Annotated in this window: 15 protein-coding genes; 8 read left to right on the plus strand and 7 right to left on the minus strand. The window is 57.8% G+C overall.

Annotation, left to right across the window (positions count from 1 at the left end; translation table 11 throughout):
• Positions 1–196: 196 nt before the first annotated feature.
• From QEN71_RS41115 to QEN71_RS41130, 4 genes are all read left to right on the plus strand, one after another.
• Entirely contained in the window at positions 197–1,606 is a 1,410-nt protein-coding gene (locus QEN71_RS41115; RefSeq protein WP_201658794.1) for a DUF2130 domain-containing protein, read from the plus strand.
• A 35-nt stretch (positions 1,607–1,641) separates the two neighbouring features.
• Positions 1,642–2,868, plus strand: a complete 1,227-nt coding sequence (locus QEN71_RS41120; protein WP_201658797.1) for a DUF4297 family anti-phage-associated protein — start codon at positions 1,642–1,644, stop codon at positions 2,866–2,868.
• Between the two features lie 10 nt (positions 2,869–2,878).
• On the plus strand, positions 2,879–4,570 hold the full coding sequence (locus QEN71_RS41125; RefSeq protein WP_201658800.1) for an ATP-binding protein: 1,692 nt from the start codon (positions 2,879–2,881) through the stop codon (positions 4,568–4,570).
• A gap of 328 nt (positions 4,571–4,898) precedes the next feature.
• A complete protein-coding gene (locus tag QEN71_RS41130) occupies positions 4,899–5,177 on the plus strand; it encodes an HU family DNA-binding protein (RefSeq protein WP_201658803.1) in 279 nt (92 codons plus the stop codon).
• 119 nt (positions 5,178–5,296) lie between these two features.
• On the opposite strand, the gene QEN71_RS41135 is transcribed toward QEN71_RS41130, so the two are convergent.
• The 7 genes from QEN71_RS41135 to QEN71_RS41165 all read right to left on the minus strand — a co-directional run bounded on the left by QEN71_RS41135 (position 5,297) and on the right by QEN71_RS41165 (position 11,705).
• Positions 5,297–5,566, minus strand: a complete 270-nt coding sequence (locus QEN71_RS41135; protein ID WP_201658806.1) for a DUF1488 family protein — start codon at positions 5,564–5,566, stop codon at positions 5,297–5,299.
• A 103-nt stretch (positions 5,567–5,669) separates the two neighbouring features.
• On the minus strand, positions 5,670–5,966 hold the full coding sequence (locus QEN71_RS41140) for a type II toxin-antitoxin system RelE/ParE family toxin (protein ID WP_201658809.1): 297 nt from the start codon (positions 5,964–5,966) through the stop codon (positions 5,670–5,672).
• Positions 5,963–6,421 (minus strand): type II toxin-antitoxin system RelB family antitoxin, encoded by a 459-nt coding sequence (relB, locus tag QEN71_RS41145; protein WP_201658812.1) that lies wholly within the window; start codon positions 6,419–6,421, stop codon positions 5,963–5,965. Before relB ends, QEN71_RS41140 begins: the two co-directional genes overlap by 4 nt.
• Before the next feature lie 28 nt (positions 6,422–6,449).
• Complete coding sequence (locus tag QEN71_RS41150; RefSeq protein WP_201658814.1) at positions 6,450–6,728, minus strand: DUF7673 family protein; 279 nt, start codon at positions 6,726–6,728, stop codon at positions 6,450–6,452.
• A 124-nt stretch (positions 6,729–6,852) separates the two neighbouring features.
• The gene (locus QEN71_RS41155) at positions 6,853–8,535 is read right to left on the minus strand and encodes a site-specific integrase (protein ID WP_201658817.1); all 1,683 of its coding nucleotides are present in this window, start codon (positions 8,533–8,535) and stop codon (positions 6,853–6,855) included.
• Positions 8,536–9,036: 501 nt separating this feature from the next.
• On the minus strand, positions 9,037–10,077 hold the full coding sequence (locus QEN71_RS41160; RefSeq protein WP_201658820.1) for a LysR substrate-binding domain-containing protein: 1,041 nt from the start codon (positions 10,075–10,077) through the stop codon (positions 9,037–9,039).
• 425 nt (positions 10,078–10,502) lie between these two features.
• The gene (locus tag QEN71_RS41165; protein WP_233472083.1) at positions 10,503–11,705 is read right to left on the minus strand and encodes an aminotransferase class V-fold PLP-dependent enzyme; all 1,203 of its coding nucleotides are present in this window, start codon (positions 11,703–11,705) and stop codon (positions 10,503–10,505) included.
• 348 nt (positions 11,706–12,053) lie between these two features.
• On the opposite strand from QEN71_RS41165, the gene QEN71_RS41170 reads away from it, so the two are divergent.
• The 4 genes from QEN71_RS41170 to QEN71_RS41185 all read left to right on the plus strand — a co-directional run bounded on the left by QEN71_RS41170 (position 12,054) and on the right by QEN71_RS41185 (position 18,123).
• Positions 12,054–13,355, plus strand: coding sequence for an MFS transporter (locus QEN71_RS41170; protein ID WP_201658826.1), 1,302 nt, complete (start codon positions 12,054–12,056; stop codon positions 13,353–13,355).
• A gap of 178 nt (positions 13,356–13,533) precedes the next feature.
• The gene (locus QEN71_RS41175) at positions 13,534–14,226 is read left to right on the plus strand and encodes a maleate cis-trans isomerase family protein (RefSeq protein ID WP_201658829.1); all 693 of its coding nucleotides are present in this window, start codon (positions 13,534–13,536) and stop codon (positions 14,224–14,226) included.
• 181 nt (positions 14,227–14,407) lie between these two features.
• Positions 14,408–16,507 carry a hydantoinase/oxoprolinase family protein gene (locus QEN71_RS41180; RefSeq protein WP_201658832.1) on the plus strand — a complete coding sequence of 700 codons (2,100 nt, stop codon included), beginning with the start codon at positions 14,408–14,410 and terminating at the stop codon, positions 16,505–16,507.
• Positions 16,508–16,509: 2 nt separating this feature from the next.
• Positions 16,510–18,123 carry a hydantoinase B/oxoprolinase family protein gene (locus QEN71_RS41185; RefSeq protein ID WP_201658835.1) on the plus strand — a complete coding sequence of 538 codons (1,614 nt, stop codon included), beginning with the start codon at positions 16,510–16,512 and terminating at the stop codon, positions 18,121–18,123.
• Positions 18,124–18,125: the final 2 nt, after the last annotated feature.

The following is an 18,125-nucleotide window of genomic DNA, read 5'->3' on the forward strand; positions in this document are numbered from 1 at the left end:
GCGCTTATAAGCGGCAAGGATCGCCGTTCGACTTCACGGTCGTGATCGTCAATAATCGCCCATCCTGAAGCCACAAACGTGGACAATGGCGATACATTGATTCCAGCCGGTCGAAAACCTGATTGCAACGCGGGTGGCGAAAAGGCCGGGCTCGGAATACGAAAGTGAATTCTGATAAAAGCGGGGGAACCTAGGCATGCACGAAATCATTTGCCCGCACTGCGGGAAAGCGTTCAAGATTGACGAGGCGGGGTACGCGGACATCCTAAAACAGGTGCGCGATAGCGAGTTCGAGCAGCAATTGCACGAGCGACTTGAGCTGGCCGAGCAGGACAAGCGAAATGCCGTTGAGCTTGCCACGACCAAAGTTGCTAGCGAGTTGAAGGAGGCTTCCGTAGCGAAGGACTCCGAGATCAAAGAACTGAAGGCCAAGATCGATGCGGCGGAAGTCGTGCGGAAGCTGGCCATTACCGAGGCGCTCAACGCTGTGGAGAAAGAGCGTGACGTGCTTGCGAACGAACTTGAGCAGGCAAGGCGTGAAACGGAATCTGCTGCGAAGCTGGCCGAGGCGAACCTTTTGAACGAGCTGCAGAAGGCTGCCGCGGCGAAGGACGCTGCGATTCAGGAGCTGACATCCAAGCTCGGCGCAATAGAGGTTGCGCAGAAGCTTGCAATTTCGGAGGCTGTTGGCAAAGTCGAGAAAGAGCGGGATGAATTGAGGAATGGCCTCGAACGAGCCGCGCTTGAAAAGCAGCTTGCCGAGAAGTCGCTTAAGGACAAATACGAGACACAGATCAAAGATCGCGATGATGCAATCGAGCGTCTCCGTGACATGAAGGCTCGCCTGTCGACCAAGATGGTTGGCGAAACTCTCGAGCAGCATTGCGAGACAGAGTTCAACCGCATTCGAGCGACAGCATTTCCGAGAGCCTATTTCGAGAAGGATAACGATGCGCGAACCGGCAGCAAGGGCGACTACATTTTTCGTGACACGGACGAAGCGGGCACTGAGATCGTTTCCATCATGTTCGAAATGAAGAACGAAAATGATCGAACGGCGACGAAGAACAGAAACGAGGAATTTCTGAAGGAGCTCGACAAAGATCGTACCGAGAAGGGGTGCGAATATGCGGTGCTGGTTTCTCTACTGGAACCCGACAACGATCTCTACAACACTGGGATCGTTGACGTCTTCCACCGCTTTCCGAAGATGTACGTCGTCCGGCCGCAGTTCTTCATTCCGATCATCACGCTGCTGCGAAATGCTGCGATGAACTCTCTCACGTATAAGTCGGAGCTGGCGCTCGTCAAGGCGCAGAACATTGACATCACGAAGTTTGAAGGTGAGCTTGAGACTTTTAAGGCGGCATTCGCGCGAAATTATGACCTCGCCTCCGGACACTTCCAAAAAGCCATCGCGGAGATCGATAAGTCAATCGACCATCTGCAGAAGACGAAAGACGCCCTCCTGGGCACCGATCGAAACCTTCGTCTTGCGAACGACAAGGCGCAGGATGTGACGATCAAGAAGCTAACTCGGGGCAACTCGACAATGGCGGCAAAGTTTGCCGAACTTAAGAACCAAAATCCTTCCGATGCCGGTTAAGTCAGGATTGAAGAAAAATATTTACGGGATATACCATGACTGACAGAAGCGCCGTAGACACTATTCGGGGATATTTCTACCAGTTCGATCTGTCAATCCTCAGCATCTTGCAACTGGCGTCACCAGACGATTCCGTCGAGATCGAATGCACCGAAGACATCGACATCCGGACCGCAACGGACGTTACGGCCACGCAATGCAAGTATTACGCGAAGACGGAATACAACCACTCCGTGATCAAAGATGCGGTAAAGCACATGGTGTCCCATTTCAAAGAAAGCTTGGCGGGAACAAAACCAAAGATCTCTTACTCTATTAAAGGCCACTACGCCTCGGGTCAGGAAAAACTGGATGGAGGCATCGACGTCGATTTCCTGAAAAAACATTTCCTCACGTACTCGGAGGGGAAAGGCACTACCAAGGTTACGCGCTACCACTATTCGGAGCTTGGCCTTTCCGATGCGGATCTCGAGGAATTCCTGAAACGCTTCACCATCGACGTTAGGGCGAAAGAGTTTGACGAACAATACCGCGAGGTACTCGAAGCCGTCCGAGCTATCTTCGGAGGCACGTCGTTCTCGGCCGAATACTTCTACTACAACAACGCACTAGCCGTTATCCGCGAGCTCTCGATCAAACCGGTGCCGGAGGACCGGAGAATCACGAAGAAGGAGTTCCTAACAAGAATCAACACCTCCACGATCCTGTTCAATGAGTGGTTCATAGAGAAGAAGGGCAAGAAGGCACATCTTGCGGCGCTCCGCAAGGAATACTTCACGGAGCTCAACGTATCCCCGCATGAGCGCTTCTTCCTAGTCGAGGCGGACGCTGCTGGCTCGTACGTTCGGAGCGACCTCAAGGACCTCTTCTTCGAGCTTTCCAGGAAGTGGGCGAAGCTGTCCGCGCGAGAGCCCTCCCCCTTCTGCCCGTACATCTACGTCCACGGCGTACCAGACGACGAGCTGCTCGCGCTGAAGAGAGAGCTGAGCGTGGAAGGGTTCAAGCTCATTGACGGCCACGACTTCCAAGGCGCGGACTTCAGCTATCACTCAATCACGCAGAAAGCCACGCATGGCAATGGGGTAAAGATCAAGGTCCTGAACACCCTTCCTAACGTTGAGCAAACCGTGGATGCCGTTACCAAGACCCGACGCATCTACCAGTTCCACCTGGGCAGCGGCTACTTCGACTACGAAAAGCCGGCAGTTCGGCACGTCAAGATTCAGGTAGAGCGGCTTTCGGACGTCAAATCCATCATCTAACCGTAGGCACATGAACATGGCAAACGCGCAGGAAGAAGAGCAAATCAACGCCCAGGTAATCGCAGTCTTCCCCGACAAGGTACGCATCGTTGTGGACGACCTCGAAGACTTCAAGGTAGCGGAAGAATCGCTGAAAGTCGGCTCTTACGTGAAGATCGCTGACAACGAGAACGCGATCCTCATAGCCATTATCGAGAACTTCCAGATCGCCGTCAGTTCGGACGGGAAACGGGACCACATCATCGAAGCCTTCCCGCTTGGCATCCTGAGGGACGGCAAATTCGAGCGCGGCGGCGATTCGCTCGCGATCCCGCCGAAGGAAGTCCAGCCCGCGACCATCGCTGATATCAAGAAGATTTACGACGACTCAGTGCCTGAAGCGGAGAGGTTCCGCTTTGCGACGCTGGCGTCGAACAAGAACGTCCCCGTTCCCGTCAACGGAAACAAGTTCTTCAACAAGCACATCGCCGTGGTCGGCTCCACGGGGTCAGGCAAGTCGCATACCCTCGCTACCGTCATCCAGAACGCGGTAAAAGAAAAGAACGGCGACTTCTCGCTCAACAACTCGCACGTGATCGTCTTCGACATCCACTCGGAGTACAAGTCAGCCTTCCCTTCGGCAAACCACATCGACATCTCAAACCTGATCTTGCCGTACTGGATGCTGAACAGTGAAGAGCTGGAAGAGTTCTTCCTCGACACTGAAGCTAATGACCACAACCAGAGAAACATTTTCAAGGAAGCGATCATCAGGGACCGCCGCGAAAAGTTCAGTGGTTCCGAGGCCGAAAAACAAAAGATCCACCTCGACACGCCTATCCTATTCGACATCAAAGAAGTGCTTGCGTACGCAAACGCAAAGAACGAAGAGATGGTCGATACTGGAGAAGTCTACGCGGCTAGCAACAAGGAAAAGGCCGGTCAGCCAAAATACACACAGGGCAGCCTTTACGGGAAGCTGACCAATTTCGTGAATCGGCTCGAAAACAAGGTCAACGACAGTCGGCTTGATTTCTTCCTCGGCGAGAAATCAAAGAGCATCACGTTTGAAGAAACGCTCCAAAAACTGCTCGGGTACCCTTCGAAAGGAAATTCGAACGTGACCGTCATTGACCTCAGCGGAGTTCCATTCGAGGTGCTGAGCATAACGGTCTCACTCATCTCGCGCCTCGTTTTCGAGTACGGGTATGTCTACAAGCGTATGCGCTGTGCCAAGGACCCTAACGAGAAGGTTAACAACGACGTGCCAATCCTGCTTGTCTACGAAGAGGCACACAAGTATGTCCCGAACAGCGAGCTATCCAAGTACCGCTCATCCAAAGTCTCCATTGAGCGGATCGCGAAGGAGGGACGGAAGTACGGCGTTACCTTGTTGCTTGCCAGCCAGCGCCCCTCCGAGATATCCGAAACGATCTTCTCTCAATGTAGCAACTTTATTGCGATGCGCCTTACCAATCCAGCGGACCAAGGGTACGTGAAGAAGCTGCTTCCGGACTCGCTCGGCTCGCTGATCGACAAGATGACGTCGTTCCGGCAAGGTGAAGCGCTGCTGGTCGGTGAATCCATAATCCTTCCGTCGATCGTCCAGATCGACCAGTGCGCTGACGCCCCATCTTCCAACGATATCCCGTACTGGCAGCTCTGGAAGGAGGAGTGGAAGGACATGGACTTCGCGGCCATCAGGGCGGAGTGGTACAAGTAACCCCCCGCACGGTGTGCGTAGGGGCACCAAGAGATTGATGGGCAAACAGTCCGAGTTGGGTTCCGCTATCAATGGTCGGTTTCATGGCGAGGGGCCTTTTTCGAAGAACCGATGACGAAGAGGAGTCCGAGGTTGCCCTTTGTGAGGCGCATCAGGAGCGCCGCCTCGGAACACGTTGAGTACGCAAGTATCTCGCTTTCACTTGAAAATTCGTTGATATCCGGAAACACGGCTTCCTGCGGACCTTACGAGTTGCATTGCTCCATGCACATGCGTTAGGTTTGCACATATCCCGCCGTGGGCGGGAGCCACAAGGAGAGGGTTTTATATGAACAAGCAGGAACTCATCGACGCAGTCGCCGCCAGCACGGGCGAAAGCAAGTCCAGCACGGGCGAGGCCCTTGATGCCATCCTCGAGGTTGTGACTGCTGCGGTGACGCGTGGCGAGACGGTGCAACTGATAGGCTTCGGTTCGTTCTCAACGGGCGCCCGGGCTGAGCGTACGGGCCGCAATCCTTCGACGGGCGAGACGCTCACGATACCTGCCGCTAAAACCGTCAAGTTCACCGCCGGGAAAGGATTCAAGGACGCTGTCAACGCGGCGTAAGGTGCCGGCCTGACTGGCCATTTCGGCTGCATGTCGTACACGCCCGCCATCAGTCAGATGGCGGGCTTTTTTCGGTCGGCGCGAAGTGCCGACTCATCCGGCTTCCGCCGCCTTAGCGATCAGGGTCGTGCAAAATCGTCTGGCGTCAGTTGGAGCTTCGCAGCGGGATGAGCGAGCAGCTTGCGTTCGGCGATCGCACGGATGCGCCCGTATCCATCGCGGAACGTTTTCAGCACCTGAGCTTCGCTGGCCCGGGGATCAAGCCAGAAGTAAGCTTGCAGCGTCGTGAGCGTGATCACGCACTGCACCCTGCTATTCGCGTGGGCGAGAGCGAACGCGACGCCGCGGCGATCGGCGAGTACTCGAGGTTCGAGATCGAGGGTTTCCATAGCACACGCGCGTTGAATGAATATCCGTAGCAGACGATGCCCCCTGAATCCGCCTGTTGAACACGATCGGCGCCCGTTCGAGAGGGACTTTTGGCGCGATCAATCAAGATCCCTGTTTGCCCCTTGGGTAGCGTTGCCGTGCGCCGATGATGCGCACGATTTCTATCAAACCCACCTGTTTTCTGATCCGATAGACGAGCACATAGTTGGACGTGAGTACCATTTCACGGGTACCACGAATACGTCCGGGCTTGTACAACTCAGGACGCGCGGGCAACGCGTCGGTCTGTCGTTCTATCCGGTCATCCAGCTCAAGTGCGGCGGTGGGGTTGTCCTGCGCGATATAGTCGAAAAGCCTGTTGCGATCCTCGCGTGCCTTCGGGCGCCACTCGACGATCAAGATTTAGCCCCGGCTCGGGCGATCTTCCTGCGCAGCGCCGCCTTCTTTTCAACCATCTCCTGCTGCACCTGTGCGTGCGGCACGTTTGGGCGAGGGTCGTCGAGCGACTCCTGCACCTGCTCACGAAACCACCTGTCATACGCGCGTGCGGCGTGTGCCTCCTTGAGCGCGGCAGACCGATCGGGTCGGGTGACGCGCTCGGCTGCCTGTGGATCGTAGCCGGCCGCGTCCACGTCGAAGTGGCTGATGCCCATATCGCGCAGGAAGCTCACCAGCGTTTCCAGCTTGCGAAACACACGGACGTCGCCGCGCTTGGCCGCGAGAAAACGCTCAGTCCGGCCATAGTGTGCCGAGATCGTCCAGCCGTTGCCGTGGCCAACGACATGCGCCGCACGTACAGCGCCTGCTTCCACGAGCTGGGAGAGGGTTTTCTGGTCGATGGTTTCGGTTGCCATGTCAGTCTTCCTTGATGAGCTCGGGACGCTAGGCACGCACGACGGCCTCGAACTGCGGGCCGTAGCCGAGCGTATCGGGGTAGCTGTTCGCGCGTGTGGCAAGCCGGAACACGACGCACAGATCCTCGGCAATCGCCTCGTCCACGGACCACCCCGTTGTAAGATCGTACGCGCCGCACGCGCTGGCATTCCACCATGCCAGCAGGAAATCCGCCACGCGCCGGCTCTGGTGGGTGTCGCCGCGCGCGTGCTCAAGCAGGCGCTCGAGGGCCGCGCGCTCGGTAGCCGTCATCTGATCGGGCCGCATCGTTTTCGCTCCGTAAAGGCCAGCTCGCGCTGGGGATCCTGCGTCTGATTCTATAATTGTACAGCACCCATTTTATTGTAAACTGGGTGCTGCGTAATTCTCGCAATCGATCCGTTCGCTTCCCTCATTTTCTGACATCGAAAGCCTCGCCGATCTGCCGCGCGCGCTTCACTTCGTCGCTGTGCAGATAAATGGACGTCGTGGAAACGGAGGCGTGCCGCAGGTTGTCGCGCACCGTGGTGAGCTCGGCGCCGTGCGCAAGCGCGAAGGTAGCGTGGGTGTGGCGAATCCAGTGTGGGCTCGCGCGTCGCAGCTTCTGTGCGAGCGGCGGGTGATCGGTCTCGATCGCATTGGCGGCAAGCAGCAGGAAGCGCTCGAGGACGCTCCACAGCCGCACACTGCTGATGGCCGCGTCACTGTCCGTTTCCAGGCTGCCGATGATCGGCGTGTCCGGCCGCCAGCGCGCAGGAGTAGTCGGCAGCTGGCGCCCGGCCAGATAGCGGGCCAGTGCCTCCCACGCCAGCGGCGGCAGCGCCACCCGCGCGATCTTGCCGCCTTTGCCGGTGACGCGCAGCCAGTGTTCGCCGCGTGCATCCGTCTCAACGTGGCCGAGCGTCGCGCCGACGAGTTCACCCGCGCGCAGGCCCGTCGCAAAGCCGAAATCGAGCAGAAAGCGTAGCCGCTGCGCGGCGGGTACCGTCCAGCCGTCAGACCACTCAAGCCCGTCGGCCATCGTCCGCACCAGCGCCCATTCGCCGTCGGTAAAGGCGCGCGATGCATCGAGCACGGACGCCGTCTTGCCACCGCGCACCCTGATGCCCGCAAAGGGGTTAGCCAGCACGTAGCGCTGTTCGATGAGCCAGCGGAACAGGGCGCCAAGAATCGACAGCGCGTGCGCAACCGAGCGCGCCGACAGGCTGCCGTTAAACGGCCGCCAGTCGGGCGACGTGCGCGGTCGCACCCGGCCGATCCAGCGGCTGCGCGGCGACGGGTGCCGCAAGAAGGTCCGGTACGCGATCGCATCCTCGGTCGTCAGCGACGACAGCGCACGGCCGCGTTCGACGATCGCCCACAGGATCAGCCGCTCTGCTTCCTTGCGATACGTTCGCTGCGTGGCGGGCGACTCGTGCAGCGATAGCCACGTCTGTACGGCTTGGTAGTCGTTGGACGCGTTGAGCGTGCAGGTCGCGGGCGGCGCGCGGAACGTGCCAGCGGAGCCGTCGACCTCGTGGGGCAGTTTGAGGGTTTCCCGCGGCACGATGTCGCCACGCTGGCTGGCGACAACCAGCGCGCGGGCTCTTTCCGTGAGGGCGGGCCAGGCGGCGAAGAAGGCCTCGATGGTCCGGGCGCTGGCCGCGCCGAGCCCCGGCACGGCTTTCCACCACTGGCGCCGGCGCGGGATGCGCACGGTCAGATCGGCGAGCGTCGTGATGCCGTGTGCGTGCAGCACGCGCACCGCGCGGGGAGTGAACCACTGTGCGATGTCGTCGGCGATCTGCGGTTCGGGCGGGCGCGCCGTGCGCAGCACGTTGACCGCGTGCGCCATGGTCTTCGCATGCTGTTCGCGCTCCTGCGCGGGATGCGAGAGAAGGGCGGCCAGATCGTCCCGGTGGACCGCACACGCGACATCGAGCAGCTTGCGGCGAATACGGCCGAGCACCCCGCGCGCCGACCTTCCGTTTCCGAGCGCCGAAGGCAGATAGCGCTCTACGGCCTGCCGGACCGGCACGCCGGCGTACCACGCGCGCAGCACCGCGAGTTCATCCGCGTCCGGAAAGCCAGCGGGCTCCCCGGGAAGAGGGGTCATATCGTGGACAGGGCGATTTTCCATCAGTGCAGTTTAGATGAAAAACCGGCACCTAAAGATAAGAATAGTTATCTTAATAGCTGCGTTTGCGACTCGATTTTTCGATCATTCCGGTTCGCTTCCTGCCCGGAGTGCCAACTTTGGTGAGGTCGCGACGGTCCCGTCATTTCTGTGGAGTTAAGCAAAAGACGTCGCAAACGACAGCTATTGCTTAACAAAACGCGCCTGCTTCGAGGGATAACCCTGGTATGCAGCGGTGATTTGTACGTCGACCGAGCGGTGCACGTGCCTGGAGCGTTGCGCCAGGGCGGCGCATTCGGAATCAGAGTTCAGCTGCCGCAACGGCAAGTTGGGCTCACCCGGCTAGGTAAGACGGTGGCGATCAGTTGTACGAAGGGACGCGTCGAGGGTGTATGCGATACTGCTTGCGGACACTCTGATGCTGTTCATCGAATAGCCGCTCGCACTGCCATCCGTTCCGAAGCGAGTGCAGGAACGAAATCACTGCTTTTCATCATTCCCGTGGTGATTCGACATGCTTTCCCAATTCACTACGTCGTCGGTGGCCGAGCGGTTGCGGTCGCTCAACGCGCCCGACATCCGCTCGAAAACGGATGGCTGGATCGATACAAAGTCGCCAGCGAGGGAGGCAGCAGTTTCGAGTACATGCCGGGCCATCTGCACGACCTGAGCACCAGCGGCTGCCGGATTCACGAGAAAGCCGTAGGTGACTTTCAGGGGCATGGACAGTCGCCGTGCGACCACCCCACGTTCGCGGTAAGCCGAGGCAAGAACAGGGTCCGAAATCGACACTCCGATCCCACGTGCTACGAGCTCGCACGCGGTCGCACCTGAGCCGGTCTCCATAATCGGCCTAAAGGGCTTGCCAAGTCGCACTGCGGCCATATCGATCTGGGAGCGTAGCAACGTCGTCTGTCTGAGCGCGATAAACGGTTGCGCCGCAAGATCAGTGATGTCGATGACTTCGTTGTCGCAGAGCGGGTGTCCCTCCGGAAGCGTGGCAACTAGCTCTACTTCCGCGAAGCTGAACTGCTCGAGGTCTGTTTGCGTAAACGGCAGGGCGACGATGGCGATGTCTACGTTGCTGCGAGAGACCCAGAGCCCAACCTCTCTAACACAGAGATCAATTGCAAAATGCGTACCCTCAGCGCGGTGCATGCGCTCAACCGATGAGGGAACGAGATGGGCGAGTAAAAAAGGTTCGGCGGCGACGACAAGCGGACGACCTCTTTTTTCCTTAATATCCTCCGCGAAGCCGGAGAGGCGGTCGAAGTTTGCTAGTAGGGGTTCGATGTGCGAGTAGAATCGAAGCCCGTCGGCAGTCGGAATCAAGCGCCGGCCTTCACGAGTGAAGAGCTGAAAGCCCAACGAAGACTCCAAACCCGAAATCATTCGACTAACTTGAGGTTGGGTACGAAATACGAGCGCTGTTGCTCCCGTCGCTGTTCCCGTCTGCATGATGGCGCGGAACGCCCTCAACCATTCGAGTCTGATCTCCATCATTTCCATCCACTCAAACACTGTTAGGTCTTTCGGCCGAACTGGGCAGCGCGTGCGAACGTGCCGTTGAAGCGATCAACGCGACAGTGCAACGAAAATCGTTGTCTGCTGATCGACCTGTGTGCGCTAGACCGGATGTACATAGCATACAAGCTAAGTTCGCGCAACGGATCGATTTGTCGATAGGAGGATCGTGGGAGGGAGGGCGTTACTGCCGGAGAGCCTGTTAGTCGGCCCACCGAGGCAGCAAACGTTGTGAAACACGCTAGGGACCGACGCACTTCAAACGCCTAACCGGCAGCGATCGGCCAGAAGCGAGCGCGGCGGGTGAAGATCGACCAGCGTCTAGTAAAGACGCCGGTGTAAATTTGTTGGGCCGATTACAAAGACGCTTACGCCCGTCTGGTTACCGGGCGTATCTCATAGAGACCAACATCGAACGATTTTCAGCAGCTTTCGAGTGCCGCCATCATCCGGTCGATGTCGCTTTCGTCGTTGTAGAAGCTCGGGGAAATACGAAGGGCACCCGCTCGAACAGCTAGGTCCACTCCCGCAGAGTTCATCGACTTTGCCACTTTCTCAACGTCAAGACTTTCTTTCGTGAAGGAAAGCAATCCAGAGGTTTCACCCGGATGGCTGCGCGGGCTGATGATGCGCCACCCTCGAGACTGCAATCGCTCGGCAGCGTAGCTTACGACAGAAGCAATTTTCTCTTGAGCGGCGATCGGTGTAACGGCAAGATGCATGCGAACGGCCGCGTCAAGCCCCCAGATCCCCGGAAAATTCACCAACGCCTCCTCGAATCGTGCAGCGCCCGGGCGATAGTCGAGGATGTAGTCCATGTGGGCTTCCCCGCGATCAACCGTATGGTATCCAACGCTAGGCGGGTCGAGCAGGTCGATCGACTTCTCGTTGCAATAGAAGATACCTGTGCCAATCGGGGCGAGAAACCATTTGTGGCCGCCGAATGACAGGAAATCAACGTGTATCTCTGCTAGGTTCAAGGCCTGATTGCCAACCCACTGGATGGCGTCAAGATTCAGAAGCACCTTCTTCTTGGAGCAGAGCTCCGACACAGCAGCGAGGTCCTGCTTGAACCCATTCGAAAATTGTACTGCGCTGAGCGACAAGAGGCGGGTACGACTGTCCATCAACGCAGCGATGTCATCAAGCTCAATCCGACCGTTTCTTGCTTTGATCCAGCGGATCTCGACGCCGAGCTTCGCCAGCTTCATCCAGCAGTAAACGTTCGAGGGATACTCGATGTCAGGCAAGAGCACATTATCGCCTTTGCGCCAATCCAAGCCGTTGGCGACGGTCACTAGGCCCTCCGTGGTGTTCTTAACGAAAGCGATCTCGCTAGCTTTAGCGCCGATCATTGCTCCCACGCGCCCTTTGATGGCTGTCTCCGCATAGTCGCACCACAGCGGATAGCGGTTTCGTCCGTTGTCTCGAACATCACTCATAAAATGATCCATCGCCGACATTACAAGCGTTGAGGCCGGGGCGATGGAAGCGTTATTCAGGTAAGCGCGGCTGCGGGTGATCGGAAACACCTCTCTTACGTTTTCGAGCGACAGGTCAAGCGGCGAATCGTCGCGGAACGGCGTAAGTGGCAGGCTGAGTTCCTGCTTTTCGGCTACGAGCATCTTCATCTCCTTTGATCGTGGCCGAGTGTAGGCGCGTCATAATTTCTTTCCCAAATTCGTTTTCGTGGCTGCCTTATGCATCGCCCGCATGAGACTCAGCGCGAAGAGTAGGGAAGACCCCTATCTGGGTGGTTTTTCGCGGCGAATCGGTGCCGCCGTGCCGGACGCACACGCCCGTCCGACGGGGCGTTGCTCCGAATCGCCTCGCGATCATGCATCGGGCGCATAAGCGGGCAATATTGACGTATTTGCGTTTGATGATCCTGGCGATCATTCTCGACATATCAATCTGAAGCTGTGAACCTCGATCGCTGCATTGGCGGGTCGACAACTAGATGGGGATGAGACATGTTGGAAGAATCGAGCCGGTCGGTGCGCCCCGCAACCGACGAAGGTGTAGGCACTACGAGCGCATCGCGCTCAGGAACGAAGGGGTCGTGGCGAGCTGACGTCCTTCCGAAGCATTGGTGGGCCCTTGCTGCTGTAGTGTTAGGGAACGTGCTCGATGCATTTGACGTCATGGTCTACGCTTTCGCGTTGTCAACCATCCTTCACGAATGGAACTTGACGACGCTTCAGGCAGGGTTCCTTGCAACCGTGTCACTTTTGGCGTGTTCGATTGGCGGTGTCGTGTCTGGACCAGTCGCCGACAAGATCGGTCGCAAGCGGTCCATCGTCCTCTGTATCACGGTCTTCACAATATTCGCAGGATTGAGCGCGTTCACCCAAAACCTTAATCAGCTTGCAGTAACGCGCGCCGTACTCGGACTCGGTTGGGGTGGGATGTGGACGGTTTCCGTGCTTCTTATTTCAGAATCGTGGCCAGTTAAGCACCGGGCAAAGGCGCTATCAGTAATGCAGGCTGGGTGGTCGCTCGGCTACATTGGCGCCGCGGCCGCCTCTGCACTGGTTCTTCCTGTTTTCGGTTGGCGGACGCTGTTCTTTCTAGGCGTGATCCCTGGTCTGCTCATTTTCTGGATCATCCGACACGTTGATGAGAGTCCGCTGTACCTCAGAGCTCGCGCGGAGAACCGCATGAAAGCGGACTACATGCAAATCTTCAGAGGCAGGATGCGTCGCCCGACGCTGATGATGTGTTTGATTAGCACCTTGACTATGTGCGGCTACTGGGGCCTTTTCACATGGCTTCCCGGCTATCTCAGCCTTCCGCTCGCGAAAGGCGGCGCAGGTCTGAGCATCGCAAAATCGTCCGGATTCTTGATCCCGGCCATGATCGCTGCGTGGTTCGGTAACGCAATCTTCGGCGTCTTGGCCGACAGGTTTGGCCGCCGCCCGATCTTCGCTGTGTACGTGATCGTCTCTTGCGTCATGATCTATTTGCTTTCTTCGGTACGAGACGAGACTTCGCTACTGGTGCTCTCGCCGTTCGTCGGGTTCTTCGCGGCTGGTGCCTTCGCCGGCTTCGGCCCAATGCTCTCTGAAGTGTTTCCTACGAGTTGCAGAGGCTTTGGCGTTGGCTTTTGCTACAACTTCGGCCGTGGAATTAGCTCTTTTGCTCCGGCAGTCATCGGTTTGCTTAGCGAGTGGTATGGCATCGGTGGCGCCCTCTCCATTACAGCAGGTTTCTACCTACTAGCTGCCGGCGCCGTTTTTCTTGTGCCCGAGACGGCTGGCAAGGAACTCGAATAGCGTTCTCAGCAAGTGATGGCATCAACCGTCTGAATCAACAAGTTCGTTGCGCAGTGACCACCCCAGTCTTAGCTGCGCGCCCCTCACTGCGACGTCCTGTTCGGCTTCGAAGAGAACGGGACTTTAAGAAGAGGTTACACCGCCCATGACGTCTGATCCCCGTATGGAAGGCCCACGAGTGGGCCTGATTCTTCCGTCCCTGAACACGACCACTGAGCCTGACTTCATTCGACATGCGCCGAGCGACGTAGGCGTCTTCGCTACGCGGGTGTTCATGAAGGTCTCAACTCCCGAGGACCTGCGAGCGATGAACGCGCAGGTGGATGATGCGTGTCGCTTGATCGCATCCATCGTCCCGGACGTTGTGGTGTACGCATGCACCAGCGGGACGTTTCTGGACGGGAACAGCGCACTTGCGAATATCACATCGAGAATTGAGTCGCTTACTGATTCACGGGCCGTTACAACGTCGGCAGCCTTGCTGGACGCCTTGGCGACGTTGTCTGTGTCGAAGGTCGCCATAGCGGCACCCTATCCCGCAGATGTAACGAAGGCGGAGTGCCGGTTTTTTGAAAGTAACGGCTACAAGGTTGTGTCAAGTCACGCTTTGCTGCGTTCGGGCAACGAAATTCGCAAGATCACGGCTGGGGAAATCGAGCGCTTGGTCGTAGAGGCCGACTCGCCCGATGCTGAGGCCATTGTCGTCAGTTGCACAGATCTGCGCGCTTTCGAACTGGTCCAACACCTGGAAGAGGTCGTCAAAAAGCCGGTGCTCACAAGCAATCAGGCGACCCTTTGGGCGGTGCTCAAGCTATTGAACCGCCAAGTACAGGGCCCCGCGGGGGCGTTGTTCCGAAGCAGATCGCGGTAGCACGTAACGAGACGCAAGCGGCGAATCTCGATTCCAGCCTGCATCAGATGGATCGTAACGGTCAACGACTTCATCGAAGTGCTCGATGCATCTGGCGCATATAGCTCGCTTTCTTTCGCATTTACCCGCTGCAATCGCGTTCGACATAATTTATTAACGGATTGGCAATCAAAGGCACCAAATGTATACGCAAGACCACGTCGAGCAACGCGATTTCCGTCTATCGGCGGATATCGGAGGCACGTTCACTGACATTGTTCTCGAAGGACACGGCGAGCGGTGGTCCACTAAGACGTTGACACGCTACGACGCTCCAGAGCAGGCGATCATCACCGGTGTGCAGCACGTTCTCCGCACTGCCGGCGTGTCAACCGCGGAGGTGTCGCTGTTTGTACATGGGATGACGCTCGCGACCAACGCTGTACTCGAACGTCGCGGGGCGTTGACGGCATTCCTCACAACCAAGGGCTTTCGCGATGTGCTCGAGATCGGTTATGAAACGCGATATGCGCCTACCGACCTGATGCTCATCAAGCAAACTCCACTTGTTCCCCGGGAAAGGCGCTTCGTGGTTGAAGAGCGCGTGTCGGCGACCGGCGACGTACTTTTGCCACTTGATGAAGCAGCGTTTGACGCGCTAGCAGAGCAGTTGACAAAAGCACGTGTTGAAAGCGTGGCAATCGGTTTCATCCACGCATACGCTAATGGCGCACATGAGGAGCGTGCCCGCGATCTGCTCCTTGAAAGGCTCCCACACCTCTCTATCAGCGTGTCAAGTGAAGTCTGCCCCGAGATTCGGGAATATGAGCGCTTCTCTACAGTCGTTGCGAACGCCTACGTTCAGCCTATCGTTGAGCAGTATCTGAACAAGCTGCGAAGCAGCCTTGATGAGATTGGACTGACGGCTCCCGCCTTACTGATGGGCTCCGCCGGTGGTGTTATGCCACTTGATATTGCAAAGCGCATTCCGATCCGCCTTATCGAGTCCGGTCCGGCGGGAGGTGCTGTGCTATCCGCTTCCATTGCCAAGGAGCTCGACCTACCCAAGGTACTGTCTTTTGATATGGGCGGCACGACTGCCAAGATCTGTTTCATACAAGATGGTGAGCCGCATGTCGCTCCGCTGTTCGAAGTGGACCGGCAGAGCCGTTTCCAAAAGGGTAGCGGACTACCGTTACGCACGCCGGTGGTTGAACTCGTAGAGATCGGCGCGGGGGGCGGCTCCATCGCGTCTCTTGACCGCATGAATCGAATCGCCGTGGGTCCGCGCAGCGCGGCCTCCGAACCAGGGCCTGCATGCTATGGCCGCGGTGGGGAGGAACCTACTGTCACGGATTCAGACCTCTTGATGGGTCGCTTGGACCCGGAAAATTTCGCGGGAGGCAGTATTCGCCTGGACACATCGGCGTCCGAAATTGCGATTAAACGGGTAATCGGCGACGCGTTGGCGCTCGGCACGACCGAATCGGCATTTGGCGTGGTAGAGATCGTTGATGAGACGATGGCTAACGCAGCGCGGGTGCATGCTGCGGAGCTCGGCCGTGAGCTGTCGGAGCACGTGATCATCGCGTTTGGAGGTGCCGCTCCTCTTCACGCTGGGCGCCTAGCCGAGAAGCTGGGCATTGACACGATCATCATTCCCCGAAACGCGGGCGTTGGTTCGGCTCTTGGCTTTCTCCGTGCACCAATCGCGGTCGACCTGGTGCAGACAGCAGTGACTTCATTGCAGAGCTTCGACGAAGGAGCTGTGAACGAACTGCTTGCAACGTTGCAGAAGAGGGGAGAAACGCTTGCGGGCGATCTAAAGGAGCAGGAGTCACTGGTTGCATCCTTCTCGTGCGCCATGCGCTATCGCGGACAGGGATACGAAGTGGCGGTTCAGATCAAGGATCTTCCTGCGTCAGCGACTTCCCTCAGCAGTGGCTTTGAGGCCGAGTATGCACGGCTCTTTGGGCGGGTGATACCGGACGGTGAGATGGAGGTGGTGTCCTGGCAACTGCGCCTGTCGAAATCAACTTGGACGGCAGAGGCCGCGGCTGACGCACCGCAGGTTCGCCCGTTCGAAGCTGAGTTTTCTATAAAGCGTGAAATCTATGAGCCGCGTGTGGGCTCTATGGTTGCGCATCGAATCTACGAGCGAAAGCTCCTCAAGGCTGGAGCACGCTTCACTGGACCCGCAATGATCGTTGAGGACGAGACAAGTACGGTCGTGCCGGCAAGCTTCGAAGGTCACGTCGACGAGCGAGCCAATCTCGTGCTCACGAAGAAGGAACAGGCCTAACCATGAAAGATCAAGCAACGCTTTCCCCCATTAAGAAACAGGTCATTTGGACTAGACTGATGTCGCTTGTCGAAGAACAGGCCCAGACGCTGCTGCGTACTGCGTTCAGTTCTATCGTACGAGAGTGCGGAGACTTGTCGGCCGGAGTTTTCGATACTAAGGGTCGGATGCTCGCCCAAGCTGTGACAGGTACACCCGGCCACATCAATACAATGGCACGTGCTGTCTTCTTTTTCGTCGATGCGATCCCTGTTGATGCGATGTGTCCCGGAGACATCTACGTCACAAATGATCCGTGGAAGGGGACGGGCCACCTGAACGACTACTTGGTGGTTACGCCTGCCTTCAGGGGCGGCCGAGTAGTCGCTTTATTCGCGTGCACCGGCCACATGACGGATGTCGGTGGCATCGGATTGAGCACCGAGGGGTCGGATGTCTTCTGCGAAGGCGTCTATGTACCCATCATGAAGCTGGCGGAGAAGGGCGTTATCAATGAGACGCTGATGACAGTCGCCAAAGCAAATTCCCGGGTTCCAACGGAGCTGGAGGGCGACATTTATTCGCTCATCGCATCGAATGAAACTGCGGAGCGTCGACTCCAGGAGTTGCTCAACGAAAGCGGTCTCGACGACTTGTCGGAGGTCGCCGACCACATAATCACCACGTCCAGAAACGCAATGGCCGAGCGCATCGAGGCGCTCCCGTACGGTACGGCAACGTACACAATGACGATCGATGGCTTTGAAGCACCTGTCGAGCTCGTAGGCACATTGAAGGTCGACGACACCGGTGTGAGCTTCGACTGGACAGGGACTTCCGGCCTTTCCAAAAAAGGCATCAACGTTCCACTGAACTACACGACCGCTATGACTGCATACGCGCTCGTGTGCAGCATTGCGCCCGACCTGCCCAATAACGAGGGGGGACTATCCCTATTCCGCGTCTCGGCACCTAACACGTCGATCGTGAACGCCGAACGCCCGCATCCTGTGGCGTGCCGCCACATTATCGGCCTCCTGCTTCCGGACGTAGTATTCGGATGCGTGCAGCAGTTGCTGCCGTCGTGTCCCACTCCGAGTGAAGGCGCGTCAACACAGTGGACGCTCACCTTCCGCGGTGGACGTACTGACGACCCTTATGCGATCTCCATCGTTACAAACGGTGGAAGCGGCGCACGGCCGGGACTTGATGGTCTTTCGGCCACATCCTTTCCAAGCAACGTGCGGGGCACGCCTACTGAGATTGTAGAAAGCTCTACCCCCTTGCTGTTCTGGAAGCGCGAGCTTAGAGAGGCGTCGGGCGGTGCAGGGCAATGGCGCGGTGGTTTGGGCCAAGACATGGAAATAAGCAGCTTGGACGGTCACGACTTCACGCTGTTCGCCGCGTTCGACCGGATTGATCATCCAGCCCGTGGACGCCAGGGGGGGCGAGCGGGCAGTGCGGGCGAACTATCTCTTTCGGATGGAACTTCTTTGCCAGGCAAGGGCGCGCTTGTTATCAAGGCTGAGGATCGACTTGTGGTGAAGACTCCCGGAGGCGGGGGCTACGGCGCACCGGCGGATCGGGACGGCGACGCACTGACAAACGATCAACACGCCGGCTACGTGACTGAATGAAC

The organism is Paraburkholderia sabiae (assembly GCF_030412785.1).
Lineage (GTDB): Bacteria > Pseudomonadota > Gammaproteobacteria > Burkholderiales > Burkholderiaceae > Paraburkholderia > Paraburkholderia sabiae.